Here is a 19103-nt window from a genome sequence, read left to right as displayed (position 1 = left end):
TGGAATGGCACTGTCCGATCAACGCCTATTAAAACAAATTCCTTTTTGAAGGATGTTGCAATGAACAGCTCAATTAGCGCCAAGGTAGCTGTAGATCAAGACGCGGAACAACTCCGCGCCCTTGGGTACACCTCAAATTTCGAACGTAGTATGAGTCTGTGGCAGAACTTTGCCCTTGGATTCACCTATCTGTCCCCGGTAGTAGGGGTCTACACCTTGTTCGGCCTGTGCTTGGCCGCCGGCGGGCCACCAATGTTCTGGTCCTACCTGCTGGTGGGGTTCGGCCAGATGCTGGTGTGTCTGATTTTTTGCGAAGTGGTTTCTCAATACCCGATTTCCGGCGGTGTCTATCCTTGGGCCCGTCGTCTGGTTGGCAAGAAGTGGGCATGGATGGTCGGGTGGATTTATGCCATCTCCCTATGTGTCACCATCGCCGCCGTCGCGCTGGGGGCTGGCCCCTACATTGCAAACCTTCTAGGTTTCGAGTCGTCGCCGGTAACTAACACGTTGGTCGCGCTATTTTTGACGGCGACGGCGACGGTCTTGAATCTCAGTGGTACCAAGCTATTGGCGCGGGTGGCGATGTTCGGTTTTCTCTGCGAACTGGTCGGGGCTTTGTTGATCGGTGGATACCTGCTGATCTTCGAGCGCCACCAGCCTTTGAGCGTATTGTTCAATACTTTTGATATTTCCATTGATGGGGCCTATTGGCCTGCGTTTCTCACGGCCTCATTGGCGGGGATGTTTCTCTACTACGGCTTTGAAGCTTGCGGCGATGTTGCCGAGGAAACCCCAAATCCTAGCCGTCAAGTCCCAAAGGCGATGCGGATGACTATCTGGATCGGCGGCGCCGCCTCGATCTTTGCGGCTCTGGCGTTGATCCTTGCAGTTCCAGATATGGCTGCGGTCATTTCCGGGCAAGACAAAGACCCTATGTCGACCATATTCGGCAGCGCGTTCGGTCCTGTGGGTTCTCGGGTAGTCATGGCGGTCATTACGGTTTCGTTCGTTTCCTGCGTGCTGAGTTTGCAGGCATCCGCCAGTCGTCTGCTCTATGCCTATGCTCGAGACGAAATGCTCATGGGCAGTAATGTGCTGAAAAAACTCTCGCCTACGACACACGTCCCGACTGCAGCCTTGGTGGTGTGTGGCGTGCTGCCCGCGATCATTGTGTGTGTAGGCTTCTACCTTCAGAACGCTATTGCGCTGGTAGTGAGCTTTGCCGCCATCGGTATTTACCTGGCGTTCCAGATGATTGTTGGCGGTGCACTGTACGCCCGTATCCGTGGGTGGAAACCCAAGGGGCAGTTCACCATGGGGCGTTGGGGTTGGATAGTGAACATCGCTGCCCTCTGCTACGGCATGTTCGCGATCATCAATATGTCCTGGCCGCGTACCCCGGATGCGCCTTGGTATGTGAACTACGGCATCGCACTTGTCGGTGCCATCGTCATCCTTGTCGGTGTCCTATACATGACCCTGTTTCGTCCCTATGAAAAGGGCAAGGCACCAGCTTCGGATGCCTGGAAAAACCGCTAACTGACATCAATGCCTGCCGCTAAGCGCGGCAGGCAAACCGATCTTCTAACAATAAGGTTGAAGGCTATGACGTCTCGAATCCACTCACTACTGTTCGGGCTGTTTTTGGTTCTGGCCAGTCATGCAAGTTTTGCGGCAGGCCAAAACGATACCCTCAGCGTAATCCATGACTATATGAAGGCTTGGAATGCCCACAATGCGGATGCCGCGGCCGAGTACTTCTCTGATAACGTTGAGTTTCTCGACGCCTCGGTGGGCACACCTCAGGTTGGCCGCGAAAACGCAAAGTCTCAAGTAATTCAGGTGTTCATGCAGGCGGTGCCGGATTTGCAATGGAAAATGTTCGGCGAGCCGATTGTCAATGGAGACAACATTGCCTTTGAATGGGAGTTCAATGGCACAAATACCGGCCCCTGGAGTGCGGAGACCCCAGCCACTCAGCGCCCCCTCAGCTTTAAGGGTGTTAGTTTCATACATCTCAAGAACGGCAAAATTCTCACGCAGCATGACTACTACGATGCCCTTGGTTTTAACAAACAATTGGGCTGGTAACGGGTTATTACAGTTTGCAGTACCAGGGGAGGCCTGCTTACGCAGTGAGGTCACCCTGGGCAGGGTGCTGTCGATACTAGCGATCCGTACTTGTATTTAGTGGCGCGATTTATACCAGATGCACGATGCATGGGGAGTTTGACCATGTTCATCTGATGATTCACAGAGTTTACGGCACGATCTGCTTATTCCTGTTGGAGAAGATGTTCCAACAGCCATTTTGACGAAGTGGTCGAGGCTTCTCCTTAGGAAGCCAGTTCCCTTGCGCAGCCGAGAAATTCGCTTTCAAGCATTGTTCCTCGCTGGCCTGGGCGGGAACGAAAAAACCTATCTCGCGTTTTTGTCGAAGCTAAGTGGCGTATTCGCCATACCGCGCCACAAACTCGCCGACTTTTCCGAGATTGGGTGCGTCATGATGCGTTTCACGACTCCCTGGACGATGCAACTGAAGCTGATTTCAACGAGCAGTTACGCCCGCCTTGAGCAGGCTGGTTTGCTGTGAAACATCGTGTTAAAGATACGTGCCTCCACTGGTTTGCTAAGACGTGCAGGGTATCTAATCCGTAGATATACCTGGCTAGCGAGTTTCTCGACCTGAGGTAGCATCTCGATCCCGCCCTCCAGTTTGACCGCCTGTGCATCGGCTTTTCCTGTGCGCGTACCCCATCCTTCGTCATCCGTAAGCACAGGCGATTGAATTGAGTTTTCTGCTTGGAACAACCTGGATCCACAGCCGACTTCAATTCGAAGGAATGATGAAAAACGTCGCCATTGCAAAAAGCCCGGCATTTGGCCGGGCTCTCTTTGAATGCAAAACATCGTTATCATCCACGCCTCACGGCCGCCAGATCCCTACATCCTTCGCATCCACCGCCTTGGGCAACAGGCCGGCGGCAAAAAATGCATCGGCGATTTTCTGTTGCTCACCCAACTCGTCGCTTTTGACCGGCCAAACGTTATTTAGCATTACACAGACGTTGTTGCCCTCTAACTTCCAATAGCTCGACAAAGGCGCGTACCTTCTCGGGACGAAAACGTGGCAACTCGGATCTTACCTGTGTTTCGGTGGGTTTGATGTGCGAGGACCCTCCGGCGGCGATCAGCGTCTGTTAGCCATTTGTCCAGTGATGGCGGCCCTATGGGGCAGAAGCGCGACAGCCGGGAAAGCTGTCGCGCTCTGACATTCGACTCAGCGGTAGGCGTCGACCAGACCAGCCTCAATGAAGTGTACTGAGCTCTCCATCGCCTGCTGACCTTCTGGCAGCATGCAGGAGTAGAAGTGCCAGGCGTGGAACATTGCAGGCCACACTTCCAGATTGACTCGGACACGGTTGTCCGCCAAGTGGTTTGCAAGGCGCATAGCGTCACTTAGCATCAGCTCGTTCTCGCCAATCTGTACCAGCATTGGTGGGAGTCCAGTGACGTCCGCAAAAACAGGAGAAGCCAAAGGGTGGTTGGCCAGCGTGTCGCCCAGGAATGCTCTGGCAAGGATATCCAGAACAGGCTTGGAGTTCAGCGGATCGAGGCCTTCACGGTTGCTCATGGAGGCGCCTGTGTGTTCAAGGTTTGCCCAAGGCGAGATGGAGGAACCGACCGCAGGCAATGGAAGCCCTTTGGATTTTGCCGCCACCATGACGCTTACAACCATCGCGCCGCCAGCTGACTCGCCTGAAAATGCAATCTTGTTTGCCGGGATTTTTTGTTCAAGCAACCACTCATATGCGCGCAAAGTGTCGTCGATGGATGCTGGAAACTTATGCTCTGGAGCAAGGCGGTAGTCAGGCATGTACACCCGGGCTCCAAGCATTTTTGCGTAGTTGCCGCCAATGCCATGGTAGCCGTCAGGACGACCAACTATGTACGCCCCACCGTGGATGTACATTAAGACTGCGTCGGTCTTGACCTCATCCGGAGTTACCAGCGTGCCAGGGACACCGCCCATGTCCACGCCTTCAAACTTGACCCCAGCAGGCGCCGGATTCTGCGCAAGCATTTTTGCATAGGAATCGCGGATATCGCTCATTTTCGTGTTGGTATCGATTCCCTTAAGAACAGGTACCAAATCGCTCAGGCTGTTGGCCCAGGTTTGAACGGCTGTTTGTACTTCGGTATTCATATTGACCTCAATAGATCGGTGGGCAAAGGAGTGTCTAATTGAGATATTATTCTTGTTATTAGGGAATTTGGTTCCCTATAACGGGTGCAAAGGCGCCCCACCATCGTGAGAAGCTGAGGTCGTATGGAAATTCATAACCTGAACGACATCGCCGCTTTCGTAAGTTCAGTAAATTCTGGAAGCTTCACTGCGGCGGCCAAGCAACTCGGTCTTACCCGTTCGGCAGTGGGTAAGTCGATTGTCAGGCTAGAGACCCGATTGCGGGTGCGTTTACTCAACCGCACAACCCGCAGCCTGAGCATGACGGATGACGGTCAGGTTCTATATGAGCGATGTGTTGGGGTCTTACAGGATCTCGACGATGTTGAGGACGCGCTCGCGTTTCGTCGTTCGACACCTAGTGGGAGATTGCGGATGAGCCTGCCAGTTGCCTTGGGCAGGCTTCACGTTCTTCATCACATCGAATGCTGTTTGAAAGATTGGCCCTCACTCAGCATCGACGTCACGTTTTCGGACAGGCTGGTAGACCTGATCGATGAGGGGTTCGACTTAGCCATGCGCATTGGCCCTCCCAAGGAGGACTCTCGATTGCTCACGCGCACGGTGGCTTATCAGCAAATGATCACCTGTGTTTCGCCCAAGTATCTGGCTGAGCATCCAAAGCCTCAAACACCCGAAGATCTGTCCGCGCACGAGTGCCTGCATTTCGTGAGCGGGGGGAGATTGCTTCCCTGGAATTTCCGTGTGAAAGGTCAGCCTGTTTCGGTCACTCATGCTGGGCGGCTGCAGATGGACAGCGCAGAAGCGTTGCATCAAGCAACTATCGCAGGCTTGGGAATTGCGACGCTTCCGTCCTACGTGGTTAACGATGAGCTACGCAGCGGCAAGCTCGTTCAACTGCTTGCAGAGTATGTCGAGGCAGCAGAGCCTATCCGTGTGATCTACCCGAGCAAGCGACACCTGTCTCCCAAGGTACGCCTCTTCATCGATAAGCTTGTAGAGGCATGGTCACCTTGTCCGCCATGGGAACAGCGTTCGGCTGACAATGTCCGTCCTGCTTGATGGGAGGATTTTGCCAAAGGAGTGCAGTCCCTACCGAGCATGCGGCATGCTGATTCATTTGTCAGTCCAAGTGCTGTGTCCGTCCCCGATGTAGTCAGTGATCCTATTGATGCCGGAAAACCGCCAAGGCTGTTGCCGCTGACCGAAATACTGCCGTTAGACGATTGGGAAGCAGTGGCCGCAGTTCAGCAGGACAAGCTCGTGACAGATGTACGCGAAAGCATCGGGGATGCCTGCTGTAATCGCTATGACCTATTCAAACGACGTGAGTCACAAGTACAGGTAAGGTGGCAGGTCTTCACTTGGACTGTTTAACGCCCAGCGAACGCTGTAACAGCTGCCGCAATTGTGGTCGCAACGGCAATTCAAGGAACGAATAACCTTGAGTTATTCGCATACTGGTTACCCAAGGGCGCTCTCCTCAAGACCTTGGGCGACCTGAGCAAGGCACTGTAAATTTTCTTCGGCCCGATCGGTTGGTACGTATTCTTCATCGGCGTATTCGCGACGCTGTTTGCCAGTATTTCAGGCAAGACCACCGCGTCCCGATGCTGATTACCGATGCCTTTCAATACGTTCGTCCTGAACGTCGCGGGAAGTACGGCAAAGAGTTTCACCATGATCCGATGCACAAGTGGTTCATGCTGTTCATCCTGGTGACGCCGTTGGTCTGGTCGTTGCCAGGCATGCCGGATTTCGTGACCCTGACCATCGGTGTCAGCGCGCTGAACATCATTGGCATGCCGGTCATTTCCCTGGGCCTGCTGATCATGTCCAACCAGAAATCGCTGCTGGACAAGAAGTATCGCAACAGCCTGTTTGAAAACGTCGCGCTGCTGTTTGCGACAGGCCTCGCGCTGTGGGTCGCCTTCCAGTTGGGCGTCGATCTGTTCACCTGATATCGAGCCGTCGAGGGGACGCAAGGTCCCCTCGGTAGCCACCCTTCAGTCAGTCACAGAACCCTGCGGTATTCTCCCGGCGAAACTGTCCACCAGGCTCGCCACCACCATCTCTCCCATTCGCGTGCGGGTCTGCAGCGTCGCACTGGCGCGATGGGGTTGCAGTACCACGTTCTCGTTGCCGAACAGTGTCTCGGGGACGTACGGTTCATCGACAAACACATCCAGCGCCGCACCCGCGATCTCACCAGTAGCAAGCGCCGCCACCAGATCGACCTCGTTGACCAGCTTGCCGCGCGCCACGTTGATCAGATACCCCTCCTTGCCCAGCGCCTGCAGCACCTCGGCATTGATGATGGCTTCAGCCTTGTCGGCAGCGGCCGCGAGAATCAGCGCATCACTGTTGCTGGCTAGCTGCTTCAGATCGGCGATGAAAGTGTGGTTCACATCGCTCATCGGCTGCAGATCGGTGTAACTGATCGGGCAGCCGAACGCCGCGGCCCGGGTCGCCACGGCACGGCCGACCCGACCCATGCCGACGATGCCGATGCGCATGCCCGACACCTGACGCGCCAACGGCAACGGGGCCAACGGCGTCGGGCTATGGGGCCATTGCCCCGAACGCACATAACGATCACTGGTGCACAGACCCCGGCACACGGCAATCAACAAGCCGATGGCCAGGTCGGCGACATCTTCGGTCAGCGCGCCGATGGTTGCGGTCACGCGGATCCCGCGATCCCTGGCGTAAGCCAGATCCACCGCATCGGTGCCCACGCCATTGACCGCCACCACTTCCAGTTTGGGTAACTGGGCCATCAGCGCCTGGCTGATCCCGGTATGCCCGCCGGTGATCACCCCGCGAATGTCCGCGCCGTGTTCCTGCAAGTAAGCCGGCTTGTCGGCCTGCTGGAAGTAACGTCTGACGGTAAACAGCTCATCGAGCCGCGTGTTGATTTCGGGGATCAGGATCGGGCTGAGCTGCAAGACTTCTGGCTTCATGTAAACCTCGCGTAACAGAATAAAAAGTCCGGTTTAACCGCGACCGGCAAACGGCATGGCGCTGGCCATGACGGTCATGTTCAGGACGTTCGCCTCCAACGGCAGAGCGGCGATGTAGCGCACGGCATCCGCCACATGCTTGACGTCCACCATCGGCTCCACCGCGATGGTGCCGTTGGCCTGGCGCACGCCTTTGGTCATGCGCACCGACATGTCGGTCAGGGCGTTGCCGATGTCGATCTGGCTGCAGGCGATGTTGAATTCGCGCCCGTCCAGGGCGAGGGATTTGGTCAGTCCCAACACCGCGTGTTTGCTGGCGGTGTAGGCGCTGCTGAACGGGCGTGGGGTATGGGCTGAGATTGAGCCGTTATTAATGATGCGTCCGCCCTGTGGCTGCTGCCGGCGCATCAGTCCGAAGGCTCCACGGGCGCAGAGGAAAACGCCGTTGAGGTTGGTGTCGATCACGTTGCGCCACTGCTCGAACGTCAGCTCATCCAGCGGCACGGCAGGGGCGTTGACTCCGGCGTTGTTGAACACCACGTCGAGGCGTCCGTATACCTCGGTGATGGTGGCAAATAGCGCATCGACACTGGCCGGGTCGCGCACATCGGTGGGCACCGCCAACGCTTCGTGTCCCTCGCTGAGCGCCAATTCGACCAATGCCTGCAACGGCTCCGGCCGGCGACCGGCCAATACCAGGGTGAAGCCGTCGGCCATCAGAGCCAGGGCCACGGCGCGGCCGATTCCGCTACCGGCGCCGCTCACCAGGGCCACTTTCAAAGGACTGTTCATGTTGTTATCTCCTTCTTCAATTCACGAGGGCGTAAGCCGGGTTCAAGGTCGCTGACTGACGCGCATTTCCAGTTGGCCGATGCCATCGATCCCTGCGTTGATAATGTCGCCGGGGTGCAGCACATCGACGCCTGCCGGGCTGCCGGTCATGAGCAGGTCACCGGCCCGCAGCGCCACCGACTGCGAGATGCGGCTGATGATTTCACTGACCGACCAGATCTGCCTGTCGAGGCTGTCGCGCTGGCGCTCTTCGCCGTTGACGTTCAGCCACAACTCGCCGTCCGGGTGTCCGGCGCGAGTGACTGACACGATGGCGGTCATCGGCGCGGCGCCGTCGAACACCTTGGCACCTTCCCACGGCAAGCCATTGCTTTTGGCCGAGCGCTGGACATCACGACGGGTCAGATCAAGACCGGCGGCGTAGCCCCAGACATACGCCAGCGCCTGACTCTCCGGAATATTGGCGCCGCCTTCACCGATGGCGACGACCAATTCGATTTCGTGGACAAACTCTTCGGTCAGCGGCGGGAACGCCACTTCACCCAACGCATCCACCACGTTGCTCGCTGGTTTCATGAAAAACACGGGCGGCTGGCGGGACTGGCCCTGGGTGTCTGGCCAAGGGTAGTTGCGGCCGACGCAAAATACCCGACCAACGGGGAAACGCTGCTGGCTGCCGGCGACTGGCAAGGTCACGGGTAAATCCGGAGTGAAAACGTATTCGGTCATAGTCATTTTTGTCGTGGTCCTGTTGGAAGCATCAGCCTACGGCGGCTTCGTTTTGCGAAGTTGGACGAAAGCCGCCTCGTCTTGGAGAAAAACGCTTTTCTGCGCTCATGTTTTCCGGTTAGCGCGCCTTGAGCTCGATGCGATACAAGCGACCGAGCAACAACGAATAGGACAGGGTGCCAATCAGCGCCACGCCGCCAATGAACCAGAAGGCGTAGGCAAACGAGCCCGTCGCGTGGACGATGGCGCCAATCACGATCGGGGTGACGATCCCGCCGATGTTGGCGGCGAGGCTGGTGATCCCGCCGGTCAGGCCGATCAGTTCCTTGGGCGCGACTTCCGATACCGCCGCCCACGATGACGAGGCAATCCCTTGGGCGAAGAAAGCAATGGTCAGCACGGCAATGCAGATCACGTTCGAGTCGGTGAAATTCACCAGGACGATCGACATGCCCAGCATCGATCCGACCACCAATGGCAACTTGCGCGCGAAGGACATTGAGTAGCCGCGTCGTATCAGCAGGTCGGAGACGATGCCGGCCAGCAGAATGCCGACCGTTGCACCCACGAACGGCAGCACCGCGAAGATCCCGGCCTTGATCATGGTCAGCTTGCGTTCTTCGATCAGGTACGTCGGGAACCAGGTAAGGAAAAAGTACAACGCCGAGGTACTGGCGAACTTGCCGATGCAAATCGCCCAGATCTGCCGATAGCTGAACAGCTCGGCGATCTGCCGCCAGTTGAACCGGGTGCGCTCCTGGCTGCTCTTGACCAGGCCACCCCCGGCTTCGATGTACTTCAGTTCTTCCTGGCTGACGTTCTTGCAGCTCAGCGGATCGCGGTACAAGTAGAGCCAGATCAAACCGAACACAATGCCGAGTATCCCGGTGCTGTAGAAAACATGGCGCCAGTCATAGGTCGTGGCCAGCCATAACAGCACGCCGGTAAACAGTGCCGTGCCCAGATATTGGCCGCACACGTAAATGCTGCTGGCCAGGCCTCGTTCACGGGCCGGGAACCACACCGTGACCGCTCGGCTGTTGGCCGGAAACGCTGGAGCCTCCATGGCACCGACCGCCAGGCGCAGCCCGAACAGCGAAGCGAATCCTGTGGCAAAGCCTTGGCACACGGTGACCGTCGACCAACTGATCAGCGATACACCGTAGGTGAACCGGGAACCGAAGCGATCGGCGATGAACCCGGCGGGGACCAAGGCCAATGCGTAGGTCCAGGCAAACGCGGAAAAAATCAGGCCCATTTCGATCTTGTCCAGGCCCAGATCCTTGGCCATGAACGGTGCGGCAATCGAGATGTTCACGCGGTCGATGTAGTTGATGATGGTCGCAATCAGCAGCAATGACAGCATGAACCAGCGCCGACGCGTCGGCAGTCGCTGAGGCAACAGGGCGTCCCGGGCGCCGGCGCTCACCGACGGCGCGGTGGACGGGGAGGTTTGCGAGTTCGACATGAGTAGACCTTTTTATTGTTAGAAGAATCGAGATGTTCGCGCGCAGCCGAAGCCGATGCCCCCCAGTGTTGGGGCAGAGCAATCGCTACTTGAATGAGAGGCGCGGACAGCCGCTGTCAGGCGCTCAGATACGCCTTCGGACTGGCTCGATCGGGGGAGGGTTGGCGAGGGGGAAAAACAGGTTCATCACGTGCGCACCTTTTGATTGTTTTTGGACGGGTCGGGCTGCATTGGCTGTCACAGTGGTCGTACAACATCTCAAAATCAACTGAGGCGTTAGATCGTTTTTTCTTCTGAAAAAGGCGATTAATGCAGGTGTCCAAGAAAAATCAAATCAGCTCATTTCCTTCGTTACGTGTCATCGTTTTCATAACTATATGTTTATAAAAGAGTAATTGTTTTTGTGTGCTCGTATTTTTTTGGACAGACGACACATCACACACCGATACAATTAATTCTCTGTATTTCGTTGTCATCCTATGACGTGTTGAAGCCAACGGTGTCTGCCTTCACAATCACCGCGGTCGCCGCCTGCATCGCGGCGCGACGACAACCTGTCCATGTACCTGTCGAGGATCCTCAGGCGATGTCGTCACCGAGTCGAGTGCCCACTTACGTCATGCAGCAACGCAGCGAGTTGACGGACTTTTACATCCGCGACAAAAAGGGACGGCGCGCCGAAACCAGCCCGCATCGCCATGAGTATTTCCAGATCCAGGTCAACCTCGGTGGCGATACCGTGCAGCACATCGGTAACGTCGAACGTCCGTTTCCGCGCAATACGCTGGCCTTCATCCTGCCGCATCGCGTGCACGTGATTCCGCATCCGGCCGACAGCAATTTCATGGTGATCAATTTTTCCCAGACCTTCCTGCTGCCGCATTTGCAGTGCGACCCGATGGATCTGGAGGAGGTCTCGATTCTGCTGGCGCCAGAGTTGTCACCGTTCCGCTTTCAGGAGCATCTGGATTTCATTCTGGCCGATGAGGATTTCAGAAAAGTCTGTGGCTTGATCGAACAGATGCGAGTGCTCGATGAAAACCGTCAATTCGGTACCCGCGAGATGCTCAAGGGCCTGCTGCTGCAATTGGTGGGGAGTGTCTGCGCCCTGTATGCCGAGCCGCTGAAACGGTTGGCTGAAGAGAACGCCGCTGAAGTCAGTCGACGCGATGCATTGAGCCGGATGTCCGAATATTTGCGCAAAAACATCACTGACCCCGACCTCAACCTGATCAAGGTTGCTGCCGCGACCTACCTGTCACCGACGTACTTGACGCACTGGTTGCGCAAGGAAATCGACAAGACCTTCACCGAGCTGGTACTTGAACGCCGGATGCACGCGGCGCGCAATTATCTGCTCAATGGAACAAGGCCGGTGGGGGAGGTGGCGAGGTTGTGCGGCTTTGCCGACGAGGCCTATTTTTCGCGACGCTTCCGCCAGATCCACGGCCAGCCACCTGGACAATTCAGGCGTCAGCAGCTCAATCCTGATACGCCGCAATCGCCGTCGAATACGTGATTGGGGGGGCATTTTTATTAAACGGAGCGACTGTTTCGACTGCGCCAGAACTGGCCCGGCGTAGCGCCCATGATTGACTTGTAGACCCGGGTTAGATGCGGCTGGTCGGCGACCCCCGAGGCTATGGCTACCTCAGCCAGACCGATGCCAGTTCTCACCAGTTTATGCGCTCGTCGTACCGGTGCCTGCAACTGATACGCGTGTGGTGTCACCCCGCAGGCCTGGCGAAACGCTCGCGTCGGTTGAAACGACGGCAACCCGGTGAACTTCGCCAGGTCATTGAGCGTCACCTTGTCCGAGAGTTTTTCATCTAGGTAGCAACGCGCAGTACCGAGGCTGCTCGCAAACTGAGGGTACACATAGAGGTAGAAAAATTTTCGAACTCAAAATTTCCCTTTATTTTCAATAACAAAGAGAAAGGTTCGATTCCGGCTTCGGCACCATATATATCAAGGGTTTGCGAGCGAAAGCTAAGCAAACCCTTGTTCGTTTCTGGTCCGCAATTATTGATCTGGTCCGCAATTCACTTCGTTGGAGAGACCTTTTTCCCCTTTCGATTGCGGATGTACTGCTCGGTCATTACGACGGTCGTATGCCCAAGTTGATCTCTAGCCTGCAAAATATCGCCGCTTGACTCCGCCTTGTCCGTACCGGCTTTAGCGCGCAAATCGCGCATCTGGAACTCGGACTTTGCAACCCCGGCTGCATCTCTGGCCAAGTCAAACCTTCCCCGCAACATCGCCACCGACATTGGTGTGCCATCCTCGGTAACGATCAGCCGCGTTGAGCGGACCTTATGTTCTGACTTTCGGGACATGATTCGATCAATCAAATTCTTCAGCTCCCCAGTGATTTCGATTCGGCGCTTGGCGTTTGTTTTGCCCTGCAATAACCGCGCAGAACTCTTCCACCGCGGTGAGTCCGATAAACCCGCAGAAACCTTCGAGGTCGCCCTGCCAGGCCCGTCGTGTACGCGGGTTGTCGAGATTGGCGAACCCTTCCACTGACACCGGCACCGCCGCGAGCTGGTGGAACTGGTCGGCGGTCAGGAACGCAGCCGCCCAATGAAAACGGCCTGGCCCCCTTTGGGGGAGCCAGGCCGTCTACCTGCAGCAGCGTTCAGACAATGTCAGTGCTTGCCATGTTGGTCACACCGACCAACTGGATGATGTTGGTGATACCCACACCGTCACCGTCCTGTGCCAGGTAGCCGTCGCCTCCAATGACGCCGAAGTAGTAGTTGGTGGTGCCGTTCAGCGCGCCATCGGCGGCCGAGATGAATCCGGCCAGGGTGGCAACGGGTGTCAGCACTTCGCTGTAGTTGGCTCCAGAACCTGCCGTCGTGAAGTCCAGCTTGTCGACGCCGGAGACGAAACCGGCGGAGATCACGCTAGTCGTTGCGGACAGCAGCGCGTCGGTATCGGCATCCAGGGATTTGAAGCTGAAGGTGTCCATACCCGCGCCGCCGGTGAAGGTCTTGCCGCCAGCGATGGTCACGTCCAGGGTCTGGGCAGCGGTCGAATCTCCGTCATAATCCGTCACCGTCACGTCGAAGGTCAGGCGGGCGTCAGGCGTCGACGAGGTCACAAAGCCCATGTCGACGATCTTGACCACGTCGCCGTCCCATGTTCCTGCTTCGCCGGCCTCCACGGGATTGCTCTTGCTGCCTTCACCATCTTCGTTTCCGAATGCCAATGTGGCACCCGTGCTTGCCCCGGTGACGCCGACGTTGCCATTTAGGTTGTACCCGTTGCCGGTGACGCCCTCGGTGGAAACCAGCACCTGCAAGCCCTGGATCACGTAGTCCTCGGTGCCGAAGTTGTAGTCATTGCGCTCGAGGATCACCGCGCCGTCGTTCTGATCCAGTGTGATCCCGTACGCCGCGGGATTCGCAATTGGATGGAAGTTGTTGTTGGTGGTGGAGGGGGTTTTCAGAATGATGTCCTGGCTGTCGACAATGATCGCCCGGGTGATCGGATTGTTGGATCCGTCAGGATCGACCAGCTTCAACACCAGCACCAGATCCTCGCTGCCGATGCCGTCGAACTTGATGAAGATCCCGTTGCTCGTGGCGGTGGGCGCCAAGTTGGTGTCGCCGAATGGATTGGCGGTGAAGAAGTCCAGGTCCATCACCTCGCCCTGCTGGATGGTGTCGCCGGCCACGCCGGCCGCAGTCCCGGACACACTCACCCAGGACGTCGCCGCAGAGAACAGCTCACCAGGGCTGAAGGCGTTATCGCCACCCGCCTTGATGTTGTTGGCTCCGGTTCCACCGCTCGCTTCGGCGAATCCACTGAACTGCACGAAGAAATCGTCTGCCAACTTGGCCACCGAGACCGGCGGCTGTTGGTTGATCGGCGTCGTGCCGCCGATCGCATAACCGGTGAAGCCCTGCGCGGTCGACGTCCGCAGGATGCTGAAGCTTTCGATCTCGTCGGTCAGGCTCAGCGTGTAGGTGTCGGCCACCTTGTCGAACGTCAACGTACCGGTCGCATTGGTGGTAGCGCCCTGGTTCGGGTTGTTGGACACATAGGTAAAGGCGATGTTGAACACCGCCGTGGCGTCGGTTTCAGAGAACCAGGTTACCGACCTGTTGGTAATGGCGTTCGCTCCTACCGAGACGCCCGTCATGCTCAGGGACAAGTCGCTGTTCGAGGCGCTGTAGAGTGTTCCCAGTCGATCATCCGCGCCGATGTCGTAAGCGAAGGTGCCGGTGCCGCCGGGGGTCGGATTGGCGGAGTTCCGGTAGACCAGGTTCGACTTGGCCGTTACCAACGGCGAGTCATCATCGACCGTGATCACCAGCTTTTCGGCTGCGGCCGTCACCGTATCGCCATCTGCGTCGGTAGCCTGCAGGATGCTGCCGAGCTGGAGGACAAGGTCGTTCTCGGTGTTGTCGCCCGCCACCCCATTGAGGCTCGGGTGGTCGAGTTGGTCGAGCTGCGTGAAAACGTAGGCGCCGGTCGCCGCGGTCAGCGCAAAGGTGAACACTTCGCGGTCATCGGCTTGGTAAATGCCGTCGCTGGCTCCGACGTCCACGTAGGCCGTCAGCGTGTTGCCGGTCACGTCATATTTCACCGCCCCGCCCTTGGAGGTCAGCGTCTGCAGCAGATTGCTGGTGTCCGTGGACAGGCCATAGATCAGCGGATTGTCGACGCCGGACTGGAAGATCGAGTCGATGCTGCCTGAGGCGAACGCGACCTCCCCGCTAACATCGTTGGTCCCGCCTGCGATCCCGCCGGGCAACCCGTCCTCGTCCACCGTCGCTGTCACGGGCGTGCCGTTTGCCGTCGGCCCATCGTCCTGGAAGGCGACACGGGCGCCGATGCCGACCGAGGCGGTGTCGGTGTCGCCATCGCCGTCGGTGACGGTGGCGATCGCGAGCAGCGCGGCGTTGTCGATGGCGAGCGACTCATCGTGGCTGGCGCCGCCGGTGGGGTGCTTGATCGAGTGGTACTGCACGACGCTGAGCATGCCGGTGCTGGCGTCGATCGCCACGGCGAAGGCGGCTTCGCCGTCATCGGCGCCGCCGGAAATGCGGCCGACCACCAGCGCGCCTTCCTTGGTCAACAGGATGCTATTGCCTTCCGTCGTGTCCAGGCCGGAGTCGACGCCGGCACTGGCGACATTGAGCGAGTAGGCAGTGCTGGCCAGACCGTCCTGGCCGCCGCTGCTGGCGCTGGAGTCGATCACCGAGGCGCTGCCCTGGGCGTAGGCCGCGGTCATGTCGCTGCTGACAGTGGCAACGGCGGCGAACACGGCAAGCGGGCCGAGTAGGTCGTCGGCATCAGCGTCATTGCCCGTCGTTTCATCGTGCCGGACCAGGCCAGCACCGAGCGCCGCCGAGGCTGTCGGGCCATCGTCCTGGAAGGCGACACGGGCGCCGATGCTGACCGAGGCGGCGTGGGTGTCGCCATCGCCGTCGGTGACGGTGGCGACCGCGAGCAGCGCGGCGTTGTCGATGGCGAGCGACTCATCGTGGCTGGCGCCGCTGGTGGGGTGCTTGATCGAGTGGTACTGCACGACGCTGAGCACGCCGGTGCTGGCGTCGATCGCCACGGCGAAGGCGGCTTCGCCGTTATCGGCGCCGCCGGAGATGCGGCCGACCACCAGCGCGCCTTCCTTGGTCAGCAGGATGTTATTGCCTTCCGTCGTGTCCAGGCCGGAGTCGACGCCGGCACTCGCGACATTGAGTGAGTAGACGGTGCTGGCCAGACCATCCTGGCCGCCGCTGCTGGCGCTGGAGTCGATCACCGAGGCGCTGCCCTGGGCGTAGGCCGCGGTCATGTCGCTGCTGACAGTGGCAACGGCGGCGAACACGGCAAGCGGGCCGAGTAGGTCGTCGGCATCAGCGTCATTGCCCGTCGTTTCATCGTGCCGGACCAGGCCAGCACCGAGCGCCGCCGAGGCTGTCGGGCCATCGTCCTGGAAGGCGACACGGGCGCCGATGCCGACCGAGGCGGCGTGGGTGTCGCCATCGCCGTCGGTGACGGTGGCGACCGCGAGCAGCGCGGCGTTGTCGATAGCGAGCGACTCATCGTGGCTGGCGCCGCCGGTGGGGTGCTTGATCGAGTGGTACTGCACGACGCTGAGCACGCCGGTGCTGGCGTCGATCGCCACGGCGAAGGCGGCTTCGCCGTTATCGGCGCCGCCGGAGATGCGGCCGACCACCAGCGCGCCTTCCTTGGTCAGCAGGATGTTATTGCCTTCCGTCGTGTCCAGGCCGGAGTCGACGCCGGCACTCGCGACATTGAGTGAGTAGACGGTGCTGGCCAGACCATCCTGGCCGCCGCTGCTGGCGCTGGAGTCGATCACCGAGGCGCTGCCCTGGGCGTAGGCCGCGGTCATGTCGCTGCTGACAGTGGCAACGGCGGCGAACACGGCAAGCGGGTCGAGTACGTCGTCGGCATCAGCGTCATCGCCCGCTGTTTCATCGTGCCGGACCAGGCCAGCACCGAGCGCCGCCGAGGCTGTCGGGCCATCGTCCTCGAAGTTCACCGCGCTGCCGACTTCCTGGGGCACGGCGACGATATTGGGCAAAAGGAAGCCGCCGATATCGAAGGGGGAGTTGAGCTGGGCATTCGCATTTCCGATGTTCTCGATCAACACGCGGTTGTGCAGTTCGCTGGTGGTGTATTCGATCGAGTACTTGGACTGGAAGCCAGCAATCGTCACGGTGCGATCGGCGCCGCCATTGCTGAGGTTGAACGTCACGGTGATATTGCCAACCGTCGTGTTGGCGGTGACGCCGTCGAGACCGGCGATGATATTGCCGTTACCATCGCGGATCGTGACGCTGGTGATGTAGGCCAGGTTGTCGTCTGCGTCCAGGAGCCCCTCGTAGTAGCCACTCGTCTCCTCGAAATCCGTGGTGTAGGCGCTGATCATAGCCGTGGACGCCTTGGGCGGTGTCTGCTGCGCAATGACAAAGGTCGCACCCGTCGCGCCGAAGAGTCCGCCAAAGTCGATGTTGTCTTCGACGATCGCCTCGCCGTGCGTCAGGCCGGGCACGGTGTAGAGCGGGTTGGGGTTGGTCACGAAGGTGAAGATCATCCCTTCGCCAGGATCGACCCCCTGGTTGTTGGTGCCGATGGTCGTGGCGCCGCCGCCCTGGCTGGTATTGACGGTGTCACCCGCATCCTTGCCATTGACGATCTTGTCCGGATCCAGGCCGGTGACGACGAGCCCCACGTCAGAGCTGCCGGCTTTGAACATCAGGAACTTGTTCTGCCCGGACGGCACACCGGAGAAGTCGAAGGCGGCATCCTGGCTGGCGGTGGCCCAGAGGTGGTCCGTCATGTCGACCACGTCGTCGGGGTTCGAGGTATCCGGGTTCTGGAGCGGCGCGAACTGCGTCATCCAGACCTTGGCGCCGGTTGCCGTCTGTTCCAGATAGGCGGAGAAAACGATGGTGCCGCTCGGATCTGCCACGTCGTCCTCGGGCGCGTCGGTGGCCCCCTCAGCGCCTATGCGGCCCAGGACGATGTTGTTGTTGGTGGAGTCCGTGTACAGGAAGATTCTCCTGCCATCGAGGGTATAGAGACCGCTCCAGTCCGTACCGGCATTGGCATTGGTCGGGTCGCCGAGCGCTTTGCCCTCGGCATCGGTGAAGGCGAGATCGAGGTAGCTGCCGGTGATGGTGATCAGGTCGGTACCGGTGTTGCCAGCGGCGCCGGTATAGCCACTCAGCGCAGTCTGCATTGGAGTAACGGCGCCCAACAGCGCGAACAATCGGGACTCGAACGCCAACGGGAGGTCGTTGGTTTCGTCGGTGCCGTTGATTGCGGCAACGGTAATGTCGTTATCGGTGTTGTCGCCTGGGATGCCGGGTGTGGCAGTGGCGTTCTGTAAACCGCCTGATTCATCAGTTGTGATGCTGCCGCTCAACGTAATAGCCATGACGTTCTCCTGAGGAGTTCCGGTCATCGAGGCCTGACCGTTGACCTTGCATTGCTAAACGCCATCATGGAGAACGGCCGGGGGATTGGGCATGGCCCGATACTCCCAATCGGGGCAGGAGAATCGGACTACCTGGATGCGCAAACGGGATGTGGGAGGACGCGACGCCGCAAATCCCACGTGTGGATGAGGGTATGGCGCCTGTGTTCAAGGCCGCCCGGTGCGGGGAGGCAGCTTTAACATGGGGGGGCGGCATGGCGTTCAAGGAGCCAGCAGACAAGGATTTAAAGCGCAGTTTGAATATCGCTTGGTGGCTGGTATCCCTGGCGATCCTTGCGCCGATCCTTTCGATAGTCCTGCCTTATCCATAAGCGCTTGGAGCAGTTGGAAGAGGCCGCAGTGATCCATGCGACCGAGATATTCGATCAGGAACAAATCTTCGTAGACGCTGCTTGACCAAGGTGGCCAATTGGCCGTAAATCAACCCCATCATGTCGATCTTGCGCGTTATGAGAGGCGACTTCAGAAGCCTGGCCATTGAGCTGGGCTTTTTCTTGCTTAGATTTTTTTCAGCCATTACGCTAGCGACTGTCGTCGGGGGAGTAGCGTAAATGGGCTTAATTGAAGTAAAGCAGCGTGACGTCATTCAAATTCAAAGCCTGAAGAGCAAATGGGTTGAGGGAGTAACGATTCCAGCAAACCCTCCGAAGTTGCTTTGGGTGGTTTGTGAAGGGGAGAAGATTGCAGGAATCTTTTCCAATTGGGAGGAGGCGAGCATCCTTGTTGGTGCGCTTTATTGGGCGCAGCAAACGAGGCAGTTTTTGCGCGAAAAGGCGCTGGAAGAGGAAAAGAAGAATCCTGGCACCAGCCCCAAGCCCGGTGATTAATAGCCTTGAAGCCACAAAGAAGTATCGCACCAAGCCTCGGCATAACGCCGGGGCTTTTTATTTGTGCGCCAGGCATGGCGCGTTGCGCGCAAGCGCAACAAGAGGATGGTTTGCTTTTTTTACCGGACTTGTCAGAGCG

The 19103-nt window shown here is 58.5% G+C and carries 13 protein-coding genes and 5 pseudogenes; 7 read left to right on the top strand and 11 right to left on the bottom strand.

Annotated features, from left to right (window positions below):
* Positions 1–60: 60 nt before the first annotated feature.
* Both WHX55_RS16225 and WHX55_RS16220 read left to right on the top strand, forming a co-directional pair.
* Positions 61–1539, top strand: coding sequence for an amino acid permease (locus WHX55_RS16225; protein WP_150727167.1), 1479 nt, complete (start codon positions 61–63; stop codon positions 1537–1539).
* A 66-nt stretch (positions 1540–1605) separates the two neighbouring features.
* A complete protein-coding gene (locus WHX55_RS16220; RefSeq protein WP_353740799.1) occupies positions 1606–2091 on the top strand; it encodes an ester cyclase in 486 nt (161 codons plus the stop codon).
* A gap of 122 nt (positions 2092–2213) precedes the next feature.
* Here the strand turns inward: WHX55_RS16220 and WHX55_RS16215 are convergent.
* A pseudogene (locus WHX55_RS16215) lies at positions 2214–2384 on the bottom strand (ATP-binding protein); the annotation flags it as partial.
* Here WHX55_RS16215 and WHX55_RS16210 point away from each other — a divergent pair.
* Complete coding sequence (locus tag WHX55_RS16210; RefSeq protein WP_353743091.1) at positions 2354–2593, top strand: hypothetical protein; 240 nt, start codon at positions 2354–2356, stop codon at positions 2591–2593. The pseudogene WHX55_RS16215 and the gene WHX55_RS16210 sit on opposite strands and share 31 nt — an antisense overlap.
* A 333-nt stretch (positions 2594–2926) precedes the next feature.
* On the opposite strand, the pseudogene WHX55_RS16205 reads toward WHX55_RS16210, so the two are convergent.
* Positions 2927–3046 (bottom strand): annotated as a pseudogene (locus tag WHX55_RS16205) (ABC transporter substrate-binding protein); the annotation flags it as partial.
* A 234-nt stretch (positions 3047–3280) separates the two neighbouring features.
* Complete coding sequence (locus tag WHX55_RS16200) at positions 3281–4207, bottom strand: alpha/beta hydrolase (RefSeq protein ID WP_353740798.1); 927 nt, start codon at positions 4205–4207, stop codon at positions 3281–3283.
* A gap of 123 nt (positions 4208–4330) precedes the next feature.
* Between WHX55_RS16200 and WHX55_RS16195 the strand changes: the two genes are divergently transcribed.
* Both WHX55_RS16195 and WHX55_RS16190 read left to right on the top strand, forming a co-directional pair.
* On the top strand, positions 4331–5269 hold the full coding sequence (locus WHX55_RS16195) for a LysR family transcriptional regulator (RefSeq protein ID WP_353740797.1): 939 nt from the start codon (positions 4331–4333) through the stop codon (positions 5267–5269).
* Positions 5270–5695: 426 nt separating this feature from the next.
* Positions 5696–6168 (top strand): annotated as a pseudogene (locus tag WHX55_RS16190) (Mn2+/Fe2+ transporter); the annotation flags it as partial.
* 45 nt (positions 6169–6213) lie between these two features.
* Here the strand turns inward: WHX55_RS16190 and WHX55_RS16185 are convergent.
* The 4 genes from WHX55_RS16185 to WHX55_RS16170 form a co-directional block, all read right to left on the bottom strand.
* Positions 6214–7170, bottom strand: coding sequence for a 2-hydroxyacid dehydrogenase (locus WHX55_RS16185; protein ID WP_353740796.1), 957 nt, complete (start codon positions 7168–7170; stop codon positions 6214–6216).
* 33 nt (positions 7171–7203) lie between these two features.
* Positions 7204–7962, bottom strand: a complete 759-nt coding sequence (locus WHX55_RS16180) for an SDR family oxidoreductase (protein ID WP_353740795.1) — start codon at positions 7960–7962, stop codon at positions 7204–7206.
* Between the two features lie 42 nt (positions 7963–8004).
* Positions 8005–8697 carry a fumarylacetoacetate hydrolase family protein gene (locus WHX55_RS16175; RefSeq protein ID WP_353740794.1) on the bottom strand — a complete coding sequence of 231 codons (693 nt, stop codon included), beginning with the start codon at positions 8695–8697 and terminating at the stop codon, positions 8005–8007.
* Between the two features lie 112 nt (positions 8698–8809).
* Complete coding sequence (locus tag WHX55_RS16170) at positions 8810–10159, bottom strand: MFS transporter (RefSeq protein WP_353740793.1); 1350 nt, start codon at positions 10157–10159, stop codon at positions 8810–8812.
* 586 nt (positions 10160–10745) lie between these two features.
* Between WHX55_RS16170 and WHX55_RS16165 the strand changes: the two genes are divergently transcribed.
* Complete coding sequence (locus WHX55_RS16165) at positions 10746–11678, top strand: AraC family transcriptional regulator (protein ID WP_353740792.1); 933 nt, start codon at positions 10746–10748, stop codon at positions 11676–11678.
* Between the two features lie 17 nt (positions 11679–11695).
* Here WHX55_RS16165 and WHX55_RS16160 read toward each other — a convergent pair whose 3' ends face one another.
* The 4 genes and pseudogenes from WHX55_RS16160 to WHX55_RS16145 all read right to left on the bottom strand — a co-directional run bounded on the left by WHX55_RS16160 (position 11696) and on the right by WHX55_RS16145 (position 18077).
* Positions 11696–11968 (bottom strand): helix-turn-helix domain-containing protein, encoded by a 273-nt coding sequence (locus WHX55_RS16160; RefSeq protein ID WP_353743054.1) that lies wholly within the window; start codon positions 11966–11968, stop codon positions 11696–11698.
* A gap of 233 nt (positions 11969–12201) precedes the next feature.
* Positions 12202–12570: pseudogene (locus WHX55_RS16155) on the bottom strand (tyrosine-type recombinase/integrase); the annotation flags it as partial.
* A 7-nt stretch (positions 12571–12577) separates the two neighbouring features.
* Positions 12578–12727: pseudogene (locus tag WHX55_RS16150) on the bottom strand (integrase); the annotation flags it as partial.
* A 70-nt stretch (positions 12728–12797) separates the two neighbouring features.
* Complete coding sequence (locus WHX55_RS16145) at positions 12798–18077, bottom strand: DUF5801 repeats-in-toxin domain-containing protein (RefSeq protein ID WP_353740791.1); 5280 nt, start codon at positions 18075–18077, stop codon at positions 12798–12800.
* Positions 18078–18688: 611 nt separating this feature from the next.
* Between WHX55_RS16145 and WHX55_RS16140 the strand changes: the two genes are divergently transcribed.
* The gene (locus WHX55_RS16140; protein WP_353740790.1) at positions 18689–18964 is read left to right on the top strand and encodes a hypothetical protein; all 276 of its coding nucleotides are present in this window, start codon (positions 18689–18691) and stop codon (positions 18962–18964) included.
* Positions 18965–19103: the final 139 nt, after the last annotated feature.

Origin of the sequence: Pseudomonas fluorescens (assembly GCF_040448305.1) — a bacterium.
In the GTDB taxonomy this organism is placed as follows: domain Bacteria; phylum Pseudomonadota; class Gammaproteobacteria; order Pseudomonadales; family Pseudomonadaceae; genus Aquipseudomonas; species Aquipseudomonas fluorescens_BH.
The sequence above is the reverse complement of the archived record's forward strand: the minus strand, read 5'-3'. Positions and strand labels throughout refer to the sequence as shown.

Coding starts and splice junctions, on each gene's coding strand:
- WHX55_RS16225 (WP_150727167.1), top strand. CDS start 61: ATGAACAGCTCAATTAGCGCCAAGGTAGCTGTAGATCAAGACGCGGAA.
- WHX55_RS16220 (WP_353740799.1), top strand. CDS start 1,606: ATGACGTCTCGAATCCACTCACTACTGTTCGGGCTGTTTTTGGTTCTG.
- WHX55_RS16200 (WP_353740798.1), bottom strand. CDS start 4,207: ATGAATACCGAAGTACAAACAGCCGTTCAAACCTGGGCCAACAGCCTG.
- WHX55_RS16195 (WP_353740797.1), top strand. CDS start 4,331: ATGGAAATTCATAACCTGAACGACATCGCCGCTTTCGTAAGTTCAGTA.
- WHX55_RS16185 (WP_353740796.1), bottom strand. CDS start 7,170: ATGAAGCCAGAAGTCTTGCAGCTCAGCCCGATCCTGATCCCCGAAATC.
- WHX55_RS16180 (WP_353740795.1), bottom strand. CDS start 7,962: ATGAACAGTCCTTTGAAAGTGGCCCTGGTGAGCGGCGCCGGTAGCGGA.
- WHX55_RS16175 (WP_353740794.1), bottom strand. CDS start 8,697: ATGACTATGACCGAATACGTTTTCACTCCGGATTTACCCGTGACCTTG.
- WHX55_RS16170 (WP_353740793.1), bottom strand. CDS start 10,159: ATGTCGAACTCGCAAACCTCCCCGTCCACCGCGCCGTCGGTGAGCGCC.
- WHX55_RS16165 (WP_353740792.1), top strand. CDS start 10,746: ATGTCGTCACCGAGTCGAGTGCCCACTTACGTCATGCAGCAACGCAGC.
- WHX55_RS16145 (WP_353740791.1), bottom strand. CDS start 18,077: ATGGCTATTACGTTGAGCGGCAGCATCACAACTGATGAATCAGGCGGT.
- WHX55_RS16140 (WP_353740790.1), top strand. CDS start 18,689: ATGGGCTTAATTGAAGTAAAGCAGCGTGACGTCATTCAAATTCAAAGC.